The sequence below is a fragment of the Draconibacterium mangrovi genome, assembly GCF_010586825.1.
Lineage (GTDB): Bacteria > Bacteroidota > Bacteroidia > Bacteroidales > Prolixibacteraceae > Draconibacterium > Draconibacterium mangrovi.
On the sequence record NZ_JAAAGB010000002.1, the window covers coordinates 85479 to 100714 of the forward strand.

At 42.7% G+C, this 15236-nt stretch carries 13 protein-coding genes; 11 read left to right on the top strand and 2 right to left on the bottom strand.

Features of this window, described 5'->3' with window-relative positions:
• The first annotated feature begins 176 nt into the window (after positions 1-176).
• Both G4420_RS07350 and G4420_RS07355 read left to right on the top strand, forming a co-directional pair.
• The gene (locus tag G4420_RS07350) at positions 177-641 is read left to right on the top strand and encodes an SPOR domain-containing protein (RefSeq protein ID WP_163322957.1); all 465 of its coding nucleotides are present in this window, start codon (positions 177-179) and stop codon (positions 639-641) included.
• A complete protein-coding gene (locus tag G4420_RS07355; RefSeq protein WP_163322958.1) occupies positions 634-2532 on the top strand; it encodes an amidophosphoribosyltransferase in 1899 nt (632 codons plus the stop codon). The genes G4420_RS07350 and G4420_RS07355 overlap by 8 nt, the downstream gene beginning before the upstream one ends.
• 69 nt (positions 2533-2601) lie before the next feature.
• On the opposite strand, the gene G4420_RS07360 is transcribed toward G4420_RS07355, so the two are convergent.
• Both G4420_RS07360 and G4420_RS07365 read right to left on the bottom strand, forming a co-directional pair.
• A complete protein-coding gene (locus G4420_RS07360; protein WP_204273629.1) occupies positions 2602-3561 on the bottom strand; it encodes a GNAT family N-acetyltransferase in 960 nt (319 codons plus the stop codon).
• A gap of 168 nt (positions 3562-3729) precedes the next feature.
• On the bottom strand, positions 3730-4581 hold the full coding sequence (locus G4420_RS07365; RefSeq protein ID WP_163322959.1) for a 1-acyl-sn-glycerol-3-phosphate acyltransferase: 852 nt from the start codon (positions 4579-4581) through the stop codon (positions 3730-3732).
• A gap of 377 nt (positions 4582-4958) precedes the next feature.
• On the opposite strand from G4420_RS07365, the gene G4420_RS07370 reads away from it, so the two are divergent.
• From G4420_RS07370 to murG, 9 genes are all read left to right on the top strand, one after another.
• On the top strand, positions 4959-5405 hold the full coding sequence (locus G4420_RS07370; protein ID WP_163322960.1) for a division/cell wall cluster transcriptional repressor MraZ: 447 nt from the start codon (positions 4959-4961) through the stop codon (positions 5403-5405).
• Between the two features lie 5 nt (positions 5406-5410).
• A complete protein-coding gene (gene rsmH / locus G4420_RS07375; protein WP_163322961.1) occupies positions 5411-6316 on the top strand; it encodes a 16S rRNA (cytosine(1402)-N(4))-methyltransferase RsmH in 906 nt (301 codons plus the stop codon).
• 41 nt (positions 6317-6357) lie between these two features.
• On the top strand, positions 6358-6669 hold the full coding sequence (locus G4420_RS07380; protein ID WP_157493743.1) for an FtsL-like putative cell division protein: 312 nt from the start codon (positions 6358-6360) through the stop codon (positions 6667-6669).
• Positions 6670-6671: 2 nt separating this feature from the next.
• A complete protein-coding gene (locus G4420_RS07385; RefSeq protein WP_163322962.1) occupies positions 6672-8771 on the top strand; it encodes a penicillin-binding protein in 2100 nt (699 codons plus the stop codon).
• A 1-nt stretch (position 8772) separates the two neighbouring features.
• A complete protein-coding gene (locus tag G4420_RS07390) occupies positions 8773-10230 on the top strand; it encodes a UDP-N-acetylmuramoyl-L-alanyl-D-glutamate--2,6-diaminopimelate ligase (protein WP_163322963.1) in 1458 nt (485 codons plus the stop codon).
• A gap of 9 nt (positions 10231-10239) precedes the next feature.
• Entirely contained in the window at positions 10240-11490 is a 1251-nt protein-coding gene (gene mraY, locus G4420_RS07395; RefSeq protein ID WP_163322964.1) for a phospho-N-acetylmuramoyl-pentapeptide-transferase, read from the top strand.
• A gap of 1 nt (position 11491) precedes the next feature.
• Complete coding sequence (gene murD, locus G4420_RS07400) at positions 11492-12829, top strand: UDP-N-acetylmuramoyl-L-alanine--D-glutamate ligase (RefSeq protein WP_163322965.1); 1338 nt, start codon at positions 11492-11494, stop codon at positions 12827-12829.
• Entirely contained in the window at positions 12829-14052 is a 1224-nt protein-coding gene (locus G4420_RS07405; RefSeq protein WP_045032180.1) for an FtsW/RodA/SpoVE family cell cycle protein, read from the top strand. The genes murD and G4420_RS07405 overlap by 1 nt, the downstream gene beginning before the upstream one ends.
• Before the next feature lie 77 nt (positions 14053-14129).
• Positions 14130-15236: an undecaprenyldiphospho-muramoylpentapeptide beta-N-acetylglucosaminyltransferase gene (gene murG / locus G4420_RS07410; RefSeq protein WP_163322966.1), complete on the top strand. Its 1107-nt coding sequence runs from the start codon at positions 14130-14132 to the stop codon at positions 15234-15236.

Consider the following 15236-nt stretch of genomic DNA (forward strand, 5'->3'; position numbering starts at 1 on the left):
AAAGTTAGGTTAAGTTTTAAAATCCTGAAAAAGCAATTTAAAAAATATCAACAGGAAATAGCATTGTTTTCGGGCTCTCATATTACTTATAGATTAAGGCAATGTTATGTGGATAAAAACCGTTCGTGTTTTATATGTTTTTAAACTATATTTGCGCACTCAATAAAAAAGGAATAATGAGGACTTTTTTGCTGGTTTTAGTTGGTCTGTTGGCCACAAATTTCTCGTTCGCCCAGGTTGATCTTTCTGAAGAAATGGTTGTTGATACAAGCAACATTGCGATTATAGACCGACTGGATGTGAATAGAGACGCACGGCTCGACAAAATGCTAAAATGGCATATTGAAAAGAACCAAAAAAGAGAGGGGATGGATGGATACAGGGTTGAGATCTTTTTTAGTTCTAGTTTGGACGCGAAAGAACAAGCCCTTAACCTTAAAACTGAATTTCTGACAAACTACCCGGATTTTCCCGTTCATATAAAATTTATTGCACCAAACTTTCGGGTTCGTGTAGGCGATTTTAGAACGAAAAATGAGGCTCTGAAGTTGTATAAGCAAGTTCAAAAAGATTATCCTGCAGCTTTTATTGTTCCTGATGTAATCGAATTTCCATTGTTGAAACAAAATCAGTATGAGTGACCAGATTAAACACGAGTGTGGCATTGCTTTAATTCGTTTGTTAAAACCGCTTTCTTACTACCATAAAAAGTATGGTACCTGGAAGTACGGTCTGAACAAGTTGTACCTTTTAATGGAAAAACAGCATAACCGCGGACAGGACGGCGCCGGAATTTGCTGTGTAAAATCAGAACTCGATCCGGGGAATCCGTACATAAGCCGGTTCCGCTCGGTTGAGCCAAATCCAATAAAAGATGTTTTTGATAAGGTGAATAAACCTTTGAAAAAAGCCAAGCGTAACAACTTCGACATCAACGACCCGGAATGGGCCGAAAACAATTTCCCGTTTGCCGGAACACTTTACCTGGGGCACTTGCGCTACGGTACCTTCGGTAAAAACAGCATCGATTTTACGCATCCGGTAATGCGCCAGAACAACTGGAAATCGCGTAACCTGGTGTTGGCAGGTAACTTTAACCTTACCAATACCGACGAGCTTTTTAATGTACTGCTTAATTTGGGGCAGCATCCAAAAGCTTATACCGATACGGTAACTGCGCTCGAAAAAGTGGGGCATTTCCTTGATGAGGAAAACCAACTGCTTTTCAGAAAATATAAAAACGAAGGTTACGATAATAACGAGATTTCGCCGCTGATTGAGCAAAACCTCGATATTCAGAATATTCTGGAGCGTGCTTCGAAAGACTGGGATGGTGGTTATGCCATGGCCGGTTTGGTTGGTCACGGCGATGCTTTTGTGGTTCGCGATCCGTGGGGAATTCGCCCGGCACATTATTATGCCGACGATGAAATTGTGGTGGTGGCTTCCGAGCGCCCTGTAATTCAAACAGTAATGAATTTGCAGGAAGACGATGTGCAGGAAATTGGCCCCGGCGAAGGACTGATCATTAAAAAGAACGGAAAGATTTCGAGAGAAATGATCCGTGTGCCGCATAAAAGAAAGTCGTGTTCGTTCGAGCGTATTTATTTCTCGCGTGGTAGCGATAAAGCGATTTACCAGGAAAGAAAACAGCTGGGACGTTTGCTTACCCCGATTGTTTTGGAAGCTGTGGATTACGATTACGAAAATACCGTATTCTCGTACATTCCGAACACTGCAGAAACCGCTTTTTATGGTTTGGTTGATGGCGTTCGAAATCATTTGGTAGATTGGAAGATCGAGCAGATTCAGAAGAAGAACGGTTCATTATCCGACAAGGATATTAAACGAATTTTATCGTTTGAACCACGGGTAGAAAAAATTGCCATTAAAGACGTGAAGCTGCGAACCTTTATCGCCGACGATGCCAGTCGAGATGATTTGGTGGCGCACGTTTACGATGTTACCTATGGCGTGATTCAGAAAGACAAGGATACGCTGGTAATTATCGACGACTCGATTGTACGTGGTACAACCTTGAAAAAGAGTATCCTTAAAATACTCGACCGTCTGAAACCGAAAAAGATCATTGTTGTGTCGTCGGCACCACAAATTCGTTACCCTGATTGTTATGGAATCGACATGGCGCGTTTGGATAAATTTATTGCCTTTAACGCGGCTATTGAATTGTTGAAAGACAATGGTAAAGAATCTTTGATTCAGCAGGTTTATAAAAAATGTAAAGAGCAGGAGAATTTACCAAAAGAAGAAATGGTAAACTACGTGCGCGAAATTTATCAGCCATTTACAGCTGAAGAGGTTTCTGCAAAAATTGCTGAATTGCTGAAACCGGAAGACTGTAATGCAGAGGTTGAGATTGTTTATCAGTCAATCGAAAACCTGCACAAGGCGTGTCCGAACGATTTGGGCGACTGGTATTTTACCGGTAATTACCCAACTCCGGGAGGAAACCGTGTGGTTAACGGATCGTTCATCAACTACATTGAAGGAAAAGACGCCAGAGCCTACTAGTTCTGGATTTAGAGATAAAAAAATGGCCCGATACTTTTTAGTACCGGGCCATTTTTATTTGTAAGCTATTTATTCAACCGTTGGCCATTCATCGTCTTCCTTACCTTTAATGTAAGTTTCAATGTGGCGGTCGACTTTAACCTCGTAAATATCTTTAATCGTCAAAATAATTCCGGTCTCAAGTACATTTCCAAACACCTCGTTTTTAATGGTTCCAAAAGTTTTCATCGATGGTGAAAGGTTCATGTAGGCATTTACCAGCGGAGGGATATTTTCTCCAAATGTGCGTACGCTTTGTACCAGTATTTTGTAGTCATCCTTGTATTCCGGGCCAACAAATAGTTTCTTCATGGCATCCATGTCGATGTTGAATTCAACAGGATTTAAGGGATACACAAGATTCTCCTTGTCGCGGAAATATTTTTTAAAGAAATACTGAATCAGGTTACGCGCTTCGTTATGGAAGTGCTCGTACATAGTAATTTTTCCGAAGAAATATTTTATCTCCGGATGATCAACGGTAAGTGCTCCCAATCCGTCCCAAAGGTTGTCGAGTGCAAAAAGAGCCTTGGCTCCGGCTTTGCTCGATTGGTAGGCCGGTTGTACAAACGAGCGCCCCAGCTCCAGCGTGTAGGGCAGGTAGTTCTCTTCAAATTCTTTCGAAAAGTGAAAAACCCGCGAAGTGGCCAGTTTAATATTGCCGTCTTCGTCGCGTGGCGCATCGGCGCACAACACATAGCGGTAACCGCCTAAAATCTCTTTCGCGTCCGGATCCCAAACAATCAACTGCTTGTAAGGATTTTTTGCGGTGTCGTAGGCATCGATGTCGGTTTCTTTACCGGTACCGCCACCTGCATCTCTGAAAGTGATTTCGCGTAAACGACCCAACTCGTGCATAATTGCAGGCGAGTCGTGTGCTGTTACAATATATATTTCGTTACCACCTTTGTTGGTTTTGCGAAGTAATTTCTCAGGCGTTAGCTCAGCGTAAATTTCTTCTCTTGCTATAGGTGCTATTATGTCCTTCATTTGAATCTTTTTATCTGTCTGTGTCCCCAAACCCCCGAAACAGAGTGCGGAAATATGTGTCTCATTGACATTACGCTAATTCTCCTTACTTGTTTCGAGTTCCCGTTCCTTTTGAAAATTGGAATACAAAATTAAAAAAATCATGAGAATGCAGTTCGATAATGCTGTTTAATTTACTGAATCAGAACTTTCTTTTAGTTTATAAACTTTTTGTTTAACCCATTCGGCCCATTCCTGGTGCGTTTTTGTGTGGTCGAAAGTAGTATAAGGAATGGGTTTCCCAAAATAAAGATGCACATCGGTGTTTTTGTGTTTCATGGTCTCGTCGGGAAGAAAAAACATTTCGAGGTTCCATTTTATTTTGAAAAACTTACGGAATTTAGCTATTCGATAGAATCGGTTTGAGTTTCTGCCACTGATAAACACAGGGATAATATCTCTTTTGTGTTTTATTGATTTGCTGATGAAATGTTTTTTCCACTCCAAATCCATGATCTGTCTCTTAATTTTTCGCGATGCCAGTCCAGACGGGAAAATAAGAATCTGATCTTCTGAATTGTAACATTCCGCTAGCTTTTTTGCAGCCTCACGCGCATGCCCGCCATGTTTGTTTACCGGCACAAAAACCGGTTTTAACTGAGGTATATTGAGTAAAATATCGTTGGATAAAAACTTGAATGATCCCAAACGTGCGTCTATGTTTTTCATGAGCAACATGCCATCAAAACCGCCCAGCGGATGGTTGCTGGCAATTATGTAACGCCCTGATTCAGGAATGTTTTCCAGGTTGTGAACGAATTCGTGAACATTAAATTCCTCAACCACTTTGTCTACAAATTCAATTCCCTCGAGGTGTCCGTACTTTTTAAGGAACGCGTTCACTTCGTCGAGATGCAGAATGTTGTTTAACCAACGGTATACAAATCCCGGGATGTATTTTGCCAGCCCCGGGCTTTTGGCGGCAAATACCTCCCTGATCCGAATTGGCTTGGAGCTTTTTATGCTATTCTCTGTCGTCATTTCTGGTTTATTTGCGGCGGCAATTAACTAAAAATTGCTTAATCTGAAAAATGTCACCATGCAGATCTTTTGATTAGTCTTTCCCTTCTTTTGTTTTTAACAGCCTGAAGTTTTCATGATGTAATCTTCGTTGATAAAATAAATATTGCCAAAATACGAGTTATTAACGATGTGTTGGTTGGGTTTGGATGTTTGTAAGAAGCTGTAAATCAATGGTGGGGTTTGGGTTTTTAACAGAATTGAACAGGTTTTAAACATTTTATGGTCAGGTTATTAACAGAAAGTGTAAAATGTAGTGTGGAATGAAATGGAATAATATGGCACAAAATGGAATAAAATTGTATTTTTACACTTGATAAAAAGACTTTTAGGGATTTATGGCATTTTTCGCAGGAACATATCAGGCTACCATCGACGACAAAGGGCGGGTGGTTCTTCCGTCGGCTTTTAAGAAGGCGATGGGCGAAAATATTCCTGATCAGGTTGTTCTGGAGAAAAACCGACTGGGGAAATGCCTCGATATTCATCCGATGGAAGTGTGGCAGGAAAAAGTGGAGAAGTTTCAGGCGAAAGTACGCGCCAGTACCAATCCTGCGCATTTCGCAGCTTTGCGTCAGTATTTCCGGAATTTTGCTCCGGTAAGCCTTGCCGCAAACGGTCGGATAAATATTCCTGATGAATATTTAAAGTACGCGAACCTGGAGGGCAAGGTGACATTCCTTGGAATGGGTGCCTCTATTAGCCTGAGCAACGAAATCGTGGCAGAAGTCGACGATATATCTGATGATGCTTATCTGGACATGTTGAGAGAATTTGATTTGTAGGGAAGATGTCTGCTATTTATCACATACCGGTTCTGGCAGCCGAAAGTATCGAGGGGATGAATCTGCATCCCGGTGCCAGTGTTGTCGATGCTACTTTTGGTGGTGGCGGTCATTCGGCAATGATTTTGAATGCACTTGACAGTGGTGGTCGTTTGTTCGCTTTCGATCAGGATGAAGACGCTGCCGGGAATGCCATAGAGGATGACCGGCTTTTTTTTATTCGTCATAATTTTCGTTACGTCCGTAATTTCCTGCGTTACCACGATGTGGAGCAGGTGGATGCGGTTTTTGCAGATTTGGGCGTTTCGTCGCATGAGTTTGATGAAGCCGATCGTGGTTTTTCATTTCGTTTCGATGCTCCGCTCGACATGCGTATGAATCGTGAAGCCGGACTTGATGCCGCAAAAGTGGTAAATGAGTACGACGAAGAAAAACTTCAGATGATTTTTCGGATGTACGGCGAAGTTAAAAACGCGCGGAAGCTGGTTGCACAAATTGTAAAAGCCAGAAGCGAAGCTCCGATTAAAACAACAACACGCTTAAAAGAAATTGCATCATCGTGCGCTCCAAAAGCAATCGAGAACAAATATTTGGCGCAGGTTTTTCAGGCACTTCGCATTGAGGTGAATGAAGAGATGGAAGCCTTGCGCGAATTTCTGGCTACTTCGCTCGATATTCTAAAACCCGGCGGCCGCCTGGTGATTCTTACTTATCACAGTTTGGAAGATCGCCTGTGCAAGAATTTTATGAAGTCGGGAAATTTCGAAGGAAAGATCGAGAAGGACTTTTATGGAAATGTACAGTCGCCTTTCAAAATAATAAACCGAAAAGTGATTATAGCCGGGGAAGAGGAATTGAAGGCCAATCCGCGATCGAGAAGTGCAAAACTGAGAATCGCAGAACGAATTTAACGATGGCAGAGCAAAATAAAAATACAAGAAAACGCACGGGGATGAAATCCTTTATCGGAGGAACCATCCTTACCGATGAACGCACTTTGCGGCAGATGCCGTTTGTGGCATTTCTGGCGGTTTTGGGTTTGTTATTGATTGCCAATCGTAACTGGTCGGAAAGTACGTTGCGTGAGATTGTAGTGTTGCAAGAGGAGTTGGAAGAGTTGCGTTCGGAATCGGTAACGCTTTCTGCCAAATTGATGGACGCCAGCCGTCCGTCGGAAGTAGCAAAACGAGTTGAAGAGGCCGGAATTGGCTTGCAGGAACCAATGCGCCCGCCGCAAAAAATAACGGTTGAAAAAGAAGATTAGGAGTGGGGATCAGGAAAACCATATTGTCGCGTATTGCAATTGTATACTTCGTGTTGACGTTGTTCGGAGTTGTGGTTGTTTTTAAGCTTGTTTCTGTTCAGCAGATTAAAAATGAGCGCTGGCAGAAAATTGAGAAAAACCTGACAAATAATACGGTTATTATTCCGCCGGTACGGGGAACGATTTGTGCCGACGATGGCAGTGTTTTGGCTACATCGGTTCCGGGGTATAAAATCCGCATCGATTTAGCGGCCGAAGGTGTTAAAAAAGTGTTCGACAACGAGGTGGATTCCTTAGCCTGGCATTTGTCTGCTTTTTATAAAGATGCTTCAAAAAACGAATATGCCAGACGATTGCGTTCTGCCTACAAAAACAGGAATCGTGGTTATTTGCTCACTCCTGAAAAAATAGATTACAATCAACTGCAGGAATTTAAAAAATTTCCGATTCTGCGCCGTGGGCGATTTGGTGGCGGGCTTATCGTTGAACAGGAGAATAAACGCCTGAATCCTCTGGGTATGTTGGCTCAGCGAACCATTGGAAGTCTGAATAAAGAGAATGCCTTAACTCCGGTTCCGGTTGGTTACAACGGACTGGAACGTTCATATGAAATGTACCTGCGTGGTGAAAACGGTATCAGTTACAAACAAAACCTATCGGGACGTTGGGTGACCCGAACTGAAATTGAGCCGCAAAACGGGATGGATATTATTACCACCATTAATGTAAAGATGCAGGACATTGCGGAGAGTGCATTGTATAAACAGGCGCTAAAATCGAATCCGGAATGGGCAACCGCAGTTTTAATGGAAGTAAAAACAGGGGAGATCAAAGCGATTGCCAACCTCGGTAAAACAGCAGAAGGCTATTACGAAAAAGATAATTACGCTCTGGGGCATCGCGGATGTTACGAGCCGGGATCAACATTCAAACTGGTTTCGTTGATGGTGGCCTTGGAAGATGGTGTAGTGGATACCAGCGATGTGTTCGATACCGGAAACGGTTACTGGGCACAAGAAAATATTACCGACGACCATGCTTGCGGAAGAGTGAATGTGAAGCAGATTTTGGAACAGTCGTCGAATATCGGAACTGCAAAAGTGATATTGTCGAAGTATACTAACAATCCAAAAGATTACGTTGACCGCATTTATGGATTTGGCATTCAAAAACCTTTGGGATTGGAATTATCCGGTGAAGGACAACCTTATATAAAGTACCCCGGAAACGCTGATTGGTGGGGGACTACCACTTTAGGTCGTATGTCGTATGGTTACGATTTGCGTCTCACTCCACTGCAAATTTTGAATTTCTACAACGCCGTTGCCAACGATGGCGCCATGGTAAAACCGCGTTTGGTAAAAGAAATTCGAAATAATGGAGCACTGGTAAAAACATTTAAACCTGAATTGCTGAATCCGATGATTGTGTCGAAAGAGACCATTGCAAAAGCGCAGGCCATGTTGGAAGGTGTTTGCCAGAACGGAACCGGTCGTGGTGTTCAGGGCGATCAGTTTAAGGTAGCCGGAAAAACCGGAACAGCGCGTGTGGCACGTTCGGATGGTAAAGGTTACGAATATGGAGCTTACTATGCATCCTTTGTTGGGTATTTTCCTGCTGACAATCCAATGTATTCGCTGATTGTGACCTTCAAAAAACCACGGAATTCGATTTACGGAGCTGCAGTTGCCGGTCCTGTTTTTAAAGAAATTTCGGAGAAAGTTTATGCCAGCCAGATAATGAATGCCACCCCTGAAGACGATAATGGTGAAGGAGAAGACATTCCTCAGATAAAAAGCGGGCAACGCGATGATATTCTTCGTTTGTCCGAAGAGCTGGAGCTGAAAAATGTACGTGGATTACCCGATTCAAGAATGGTTTCGCTGAATACACAGGATAGTACCATTGTGCTGGAAGAGAATGTGATGCCGGTGAATACTGTTCCCGATGTTGTTGGGATGGGCGCCAGTAACGCCATTTTCCTGTTGGAGAATGCAGGCTTGAAAGTGAAAATAAACGGAATAGGAAAAGTTAACAAACAATCGTTAAAGCCCGGCAGTTCGTACCGCCCGGGACAAACGGTATATCTCTCATTAAGTTAGGATGAAACTAGAGAAGTTGTTGGAACATATAGGGATTATTGAATGCATTGGTAACATCGATAAGGAAGTTGCAGGTATTCAGTTCGATTCAAGGAAAATCACCGAAGATAATTTGTTTGTGGCGCAAAAAGGCGTATCTGTTGACGGGCATCGTTTTATTGATACTGCCATAGAGAAAGGCGCAACAACAATTGTATGCGAAGATCTTCCTGAAGAAACAAAACCTGAAGTCACTTATGTACCGGTTGAAGATTCCAATAAGGTTTTGGGAGAAATTGCAGCAGCTTTTTACGGTTTTCCATCATCAAAAATGAAAGTGGTTGGCGTTACCGGAACAAACGGTAAAACCAGTATTGCCAGTTTGCTGCACAAACTTTTCAGAATGCAGGGCTACAATGTTGGTCTGCTTTCAACTATTTCATACAAAATAAACGAGAAAGAGGAAGTTGCCTCGCATACCACTCCTGATTCGCTAAAAATTCAGCAGTTGATGGCCGAAATGGTGGAAGCGGGTTGTGAATATTGTTTTATGGAAGTGAGTTCGCATGCCATTCATCAGCAGCGTATTGCGGGAATTCAGTTTGCAGGTGGTATTTTTACCAATATCACGCACGATCACCTCGATTATCACAAAACTTTTGCTGAATACATAAAAGCTAAAAAAGCCTTTTTCGACGGATTGACCAAAGATGCTTTTGCGCTTGTAAATGCCGACGATAAAAATGGTTTGGTGATGCTGCAAAATACAAAAGCCCGAAAACTGACTTATTCCAACCGTACCATGGCCGATTACCGTTGCAAGGTAATTGAAAGTCATTTTGATGGTATGCTTTTAAATATGGACGGGCAGGAAATATGGACACGATTTGTTGGCCTGTTTAATGCCTCGAACCTGCTGGCGGTTTATGCAACAGCTGTAGAGCTGGAGCAGGATAAAAATGAGGTGTTGACCATTATCAGCAATTTGCAATCGGTGCAAGGCCGCTTCGAAACCATCCGCAGCGAAGACGGGAAATACGCGATTGTTGATTATGCACACACGCCCGACGCATTAAAAAATGTGCTGGCGGCAATTGCTGAAATCAGAACAAGAAACGAGCAGGTGATTACAGTGGTTGGTGCCGGTGGCGACCGCGACAAAACAAAACGCCCCGAGATGGCACAGGAAGCACTGGCCGCCAGCGATAAGGTGATTTTAACTTCGGATAACCCGCGAAGCGAAGATCCTGAGGCAATTATAAAAGATATGGAAGCCGGCGTTGAGCCGCAATATAAAAATAAAGTGGTGTCGATTGTAAGTCGTCGTGATGCCATTAAAACAGCAGTGATGCTGGCGCAACCGGGCGATATTATTCTGATTGCGGGAAAAGGGCATGAAGACTACCAGGAAGTAAATGGAGTGAAACATCATTTCGACGACAGAGAAGAAGTAAGGAACTGTTTTGGACTAAATAATTAAAAACAAGATATGTTTTATTGGCTATACGAACTTTTGGCAGGATACGATATTCCGGGAATTGGAATGCTTCCGGGCATTACCTTTCGCTCGGCAGCAGCAATTATTCTTTCGTTGTTTATTACAACGATTTTCGGGAAAAAGCTGATCCGTGTTTTGCAACGTAAGCAAATTGGCGACGAGGTACGCGACCTTGGACTTGAAGGACAAATGCAAAAACAGGGAACACCAACAATGGGCGGAATTATCATTCTTATGGCCATTATTATTCCAACATTGCTTTTTGCCCGCCTCGATAATATTTACATACTGTTAATGCTGATCACCACTGCGTTTTTAGGGATGATCGGTTTTGTCGATGATTATATCAAAGTATTTAAAAAGAATAAAGAAGGGCTGGCCGGACGATTTAAGATTCTCGGGCAGGTAAGTTTGGGGCTTATCGTTGCTGCCACACTTTTTATTAGCGAGGATGTAAAAGTTCGTGAGCACGTAACAGATGAAAACGGCACTTTCCTTTCTGAACAAGTTGTTGATCCGGCTACCGGAGAAAGCACCGAGCAGTTTGTGATGGAAGATGTGAAGTCTACTAAAACGACTATTCCGTTTATTAAAAAGAATGAATTCGATTATGCCTGGTTGGTAGCTTTTGCAGGCGATGCTGCGTCGTGGTTAAAATGGCTGGTTTATGCCGTTGCAATTATATTGATCATTACAGCAGTGTCAAATGCTGCCAACCTAACCGATGGAATTGACGGACTGGCGACAGGAACTTCGGCCATTAGCGGAGCTACGCTGGGAATTCTGGCCTACGTAAGTGGTAACGTAATTTATGCCGATTACCTGAATATCATGTACATCCCGAACATTGGTGAGTTGACTGTTTTTATTGCAGCTTTCATCGGTGCAACAGTTGGATTTTTATGGTACAACTCTTTTCCTGCACAGGTTTTTATGGGCGATACCGGAAGTTTAGCGCTGGGTGGAATTCTGGCAGTTTTTGCAGTTATCATCCGCAAAGAAATTTTGATTCCGCTCTTGTGTGGAATTTTCCTGATCGAAAATCTGTCGGTGGTTATTCAGGTGTTCTGGTTTAAATACACGAAACGTAAATATGGCGAAGGACGCAGGGTGTTCCTCATGAGCCCGATTCATCACCATTTTCAGAAAAAAGGTTTCCCCGAGCCAAAGATTGTAACACGCTTTTGGATTGTCGGAATTATTCTGGCAGTGATAACAATTGCAACATTAAAAATGAGATAGAGTGAAAGGATTGGTAGCCATATTAGGAGGAGGCGAAAGCGGCGTTGGAGCAGCCATTCTTGCACAAAAACAAGGATACGATGTATTTGTGTCCGACCTTGGAAAAATCAAGGAAAAATACAAAGACGTTCTTTCAAATTATAAGATCGGTTTTGAAGAAGGCCATCATTCAGAAGGAAAAATTTTAGGAGCCGAACTGGTAGTAAAAAGCCCGGGAATTCCGGAAACAGCACCGCTGGTTAAGCAGCTAAAAGAGCAAGGCACACCGGTGATTTCGGAAATTGAATTTGGCGGGCGTTTTACGTCGGCTAAAACCATTTGTATTACCGGAAGCAACGGCAAAACAACTACCACTTTGCTAACCTACCATATTCTGCAAAAAGCAGGATTGAATGTTGGCCTGGCAGGAAACGTTGGTAAAAGCTTTGCGTGGCAGGTGGCCGAAGAGAATTTTGATGTATACGTAATCGAGTTAAGCAGTTTTCAGCTCGACGGAATGTACGAATTCAAAGCCGATGTAACAGTGTTGATGAACATCACACCGGATCATTTAGATCGTTATGGCTATGATATGCAGAACTACATCGATTCAAAATTCCGGATTCTTCAAAATCAAACATCAGATGACTACTTCGTTTATTGTGCCGACGACGAAGTGATTCAAAAAGAAATACAAAAAAGAGAGATAAAACCTGTTCAACTTCCTTTTGGGTTGGGAGAGGCTGCCGGGCCTGGAGCAGGTGTGAGAGACAATCGGATAATTATCAACTTTAATCAAAATCAATTCAGCATGTCGATACTGGATTTATCTTTACAGGGGAAACACAATACCTACAACAGCATGGCCGCAGGCATTGCAAGCATGGTATTCAAAATCAGGGATGAACAATTAAGAGAAAGCCTTTCGGATTTTACAGGTGTTGAACACCGTTTGGAGCGCTTTCTTAAAGTTCATGGCATCGAGTTTATCAACGACTCGAAAGCGACGAACGTAAATTCATCGTGGTATGCGTTGGAAAGTGTACACAAACCGGTGATTTGGATTGCCGGCGGAGTGGACAAAGGCAATGATTACACCATGTTGCAGGGGCTGGTTACGAACAAAGTAAAAGCCATTGTTTGTCTGGGTAAAAACAATGCCAAGCTGCACGAAGCTTTTGGCGATTGTGTTGCCGACATTGTAGATGCATCAAGCATGGAAGAGGCAGTGAAAGCTGCTTATTACCTGGCCCGAAATGGCGACACTGTGCTTTTATCGCCGGCGTGCGCAAGTTTCGATCTATTTGAGAATTACGAAGACAGAGGAAATCAATTTAAAAAAGAAGTAAGGAATTTGTAATGCAACATTCCATTCTGAAATTATTTAAGGGCGACCGCGTGCTTTGGATGGTGCTGATGCTGTTATCGGTGTTGTCGCTGCTTATCGTGTACAGTTCAACGGGTGCACTGGCCTATCGTGTGGCTCAGGGAAACACCTTAAAATACCTTTTTCGTCAGGTAGTATTTCTGGGTACAGGAATTGGGGTTATTTTATTAATGGTAAATGTTTTACCCATAAAATTATACTCGAAACTGGCGTGGTGGGCTTTGCTGGCAAGTATCGGCTTTTTACTTTTTTCCATTGCCATGCGCGGAACATCGTTTGTTTCTTCCAGCGGACGTACACTTAATTTTTGGGGTGCAACATTTCAGCCGGCCGAAATGGCTAAGATTTCACTCGTCTTATTCTCAGCCAAAATTTTAGGAAAACGCCAAAAAACAAAAGGCGACTTGTGGGAAGCATTTAAGAAGATAATATTTTATACAGCTATTGTTTGTGGTTTGATTTTTATATCCGATTTCTCAACCTCGGCATTGCTTTTCGCAACCATCATGACGATGATGTTTTGTGGGCGTATTCCATTAAAATATTTGTTTTCACTAGTTGGTATTGGGATCGCTTTGGTAGTAACAATCTATTTTACTGCCGATCTTTTGCCGGATAGTATTGGCCGTGTGCATACCATAAAAGGACGGATCGAACGTTTTATAAATCCTCCGCCACCGGAAGCATCGCAGGGAATTACACAGGCCGACTATGCCAAGCTGGCCATTTATTCAGGCGGAATAATTGGAAAAGGTCCCGGCCATTCTGATGTAAGTAATTACATGGCCGCTGCGTACAACGATTTTATTTTTGCCATAATCGTTGAAGAATATGGTTTGTTGGGCGGTATTGCGGTAATTATGCTTTTCCTGATTTTCTTTTTCAGGGGAGTCGTGATTGTAAGACGGGCCACCCGGACGTTTCCGGCATTTATGGTAATTGGACTAACATTGGTACTGGTCTTTCAGGCCATGATAAATATAGGTGTTTCAAGTGGTGCGTTACCTGTAACCGGGCAGCCACTGCCATGGATTAGTCTTGGAGGAACATCGCTGTTGTTTACTTCGCTGGCTTTTGGCTTAATTCTTAGTGTGAGTCACCAAAATCAGCAGGACAAAGAAGTAGTGGAGCAACCGATTATGATTAAAGCTCCTGATGAAGATTACGAAATAGAGAATGATGCAGTCAATGACTGAAATAATAAGTGAGTAATATTGGAGCATAAATGAATTTTTATCTCACCCAAGATCGGGGAATATAAAAATTGCGATAGATGAAACAAAAGATAAATAAAGCCATAATTAGCGGAGGTGGTACCGGGGGGCATATTTTCCCGGCGCTGGCCATTGCCAACGAAATTAAAAAGCGCAATCCCGACGCTGACATTTTATTTGTTGGTGCCGAAGACCGGATGGAAATGGAGAAAGTGCCTGCCGCCGGTTATGAAATTATTGGCTTGCCGGTGATGGGATTTCCACGGAAGCCCAGCATGAAAATGATTACGTTCTTTAAAAAGCTTCGCCAGAGTTCGAAGCTGGCGAAAAAGATTGTAGCCGATTTTAAACCTGAAGTAGCGATTGGAGTTGGTGGTTATGCCAGCGGTCCGTTGTTAAGGGCGGCTGCAAAAGCTAAGGTGCCGTGTTTAATTCAGGAACAGAATTCGTATGCCGGAATTACCAATAAACTCTTGAGCAAAAAGGTAAATTCCATTTGTGTGGCTTACGATAAAATGGATCGCTTCTTTCCGGCCAAAAAACTGATTTTTACAGGAAATCCTGTACGCGAAAATTTGACCGAAAAGCAAAACAGAAAAGAAGCTTTTGAGTTTTTTAAAGTAAACGAGGAAGATAAAATTATATTGATTGTTGGCGGTAGTCTTGGTGCACGTTCAGTAAACCAGGCTGTGCTGAAAAATATTAAGGAAATTGAAGCTTCGGGTGTTCAGGTGATCTGGCAAACCGGGGCGTATTATTACGATAAAATTCAGGAAGAACTAAAAGAGACAAAACCGAAAAACCTGCAGATCCACAAGTTTATAACACGCATGGATCTGGCTTACGAAGTGGCGGATTTGGTGATTTCGAGAGCAGGAGCAGGAACCATTTCGGAGTTGTGTTTGGTTGGAAAAGCATCGATTTTGGTGCCGTCGCCAAATGTTTCGGAAGACCATCAAACAAAAAATGCGATGGCTTTGGTAGAGCAGGATGCCGCATTAATGGTGCGCGATGATGAGATTAACGAGAAATTATTCCCGTTGGCTTTTGAGGTGGTGAAAGATGAAGCGCATTGCAATGCGTTGGCAGCAAAAAGTAAAGAGCTGGCCAAACCTGATGCTACCAAACAAATAGTTGATGAAGTAGAAAAATTAGTGAGACAATAG

Excerpts from the sequence above, each read along its gene's own strand:
- G4420_RS07350 (WP_163322957.1), top strand. The coding sequence starts at position 177 with ATGAGGACTTTTTTGCTGGTTTTAGTTGGTCTGTTGGCCACAAATTTC.
- G4420_RS07370 (WP_163322960.1), top strand. The coding sequence starts at position 4,959 with ATGGCATTTTTCGCAGGAACATATCAGGCTACCATCGACGACAAAGGG.
- G4420_RS07380 (WP_157493743.1), top strand. The coding sequence starts at position 6,358 with ATGAAATCCTTTATCGGAGGAACCATCCTTACCGATGAACGCACTTTG.
- G4420_RS07360 (WP_204273629.1), bottom strand. The coding sequence starts at position 3,561 with ATGAAGGACATAATAGCACCTATAGCAAGAGAAGAAATTTACGCTGAG.
- G4420_RS07355 (WP_163322958.1), top strand. The coding sequence starts at position 634 with ATGAGTGACCAGATTAAACACGAGTGTGGCATTGCTTTAATTCGTTTG.
- G4420_RS07365 (WP_163322959.1), bottom strand. The coding sequence starts at position 4,581 with ATGACGACAGAGAATAGCATAAAAAGCTCCAAGCCAATTCGGATCAGG.
- mraY (WP_163322964.1), top strand. The coding sequence starts at position 10,240 with ATGTTTTATTGGCTATACGAACTTTTGGCAGGATACGATATTCCGGGA.
- G4420_RS07405 (WP_045032180.1), top strand. The coding sequence starts at position 12,829 with ATGCAACATTCCATTCTGAAATTATTTAAGGGCGACCGCGTGCTTTGG.
- murG (WP_163322966.1), top strand. The coding sequence starts at position 14,130 with ATGAAACAAAAGATAAATAAAGCCATAATTAGCGGAGGTGGTACCGGG.
- rsmH (WP_163322961.1), top strand. The coding sequence starts at position 5,411 with ATGTCTGCTATTTATCACATACCGGTTCTGGCAGCCGAAAGTATCGAG.
- G4420_RS07390 (WP_163322963.1), top strand. The coding sequence starts at position 8,773 with ATGAAACTAGAGAAGTTGTTGGAACATATAGGGATTATTGAATGCATT.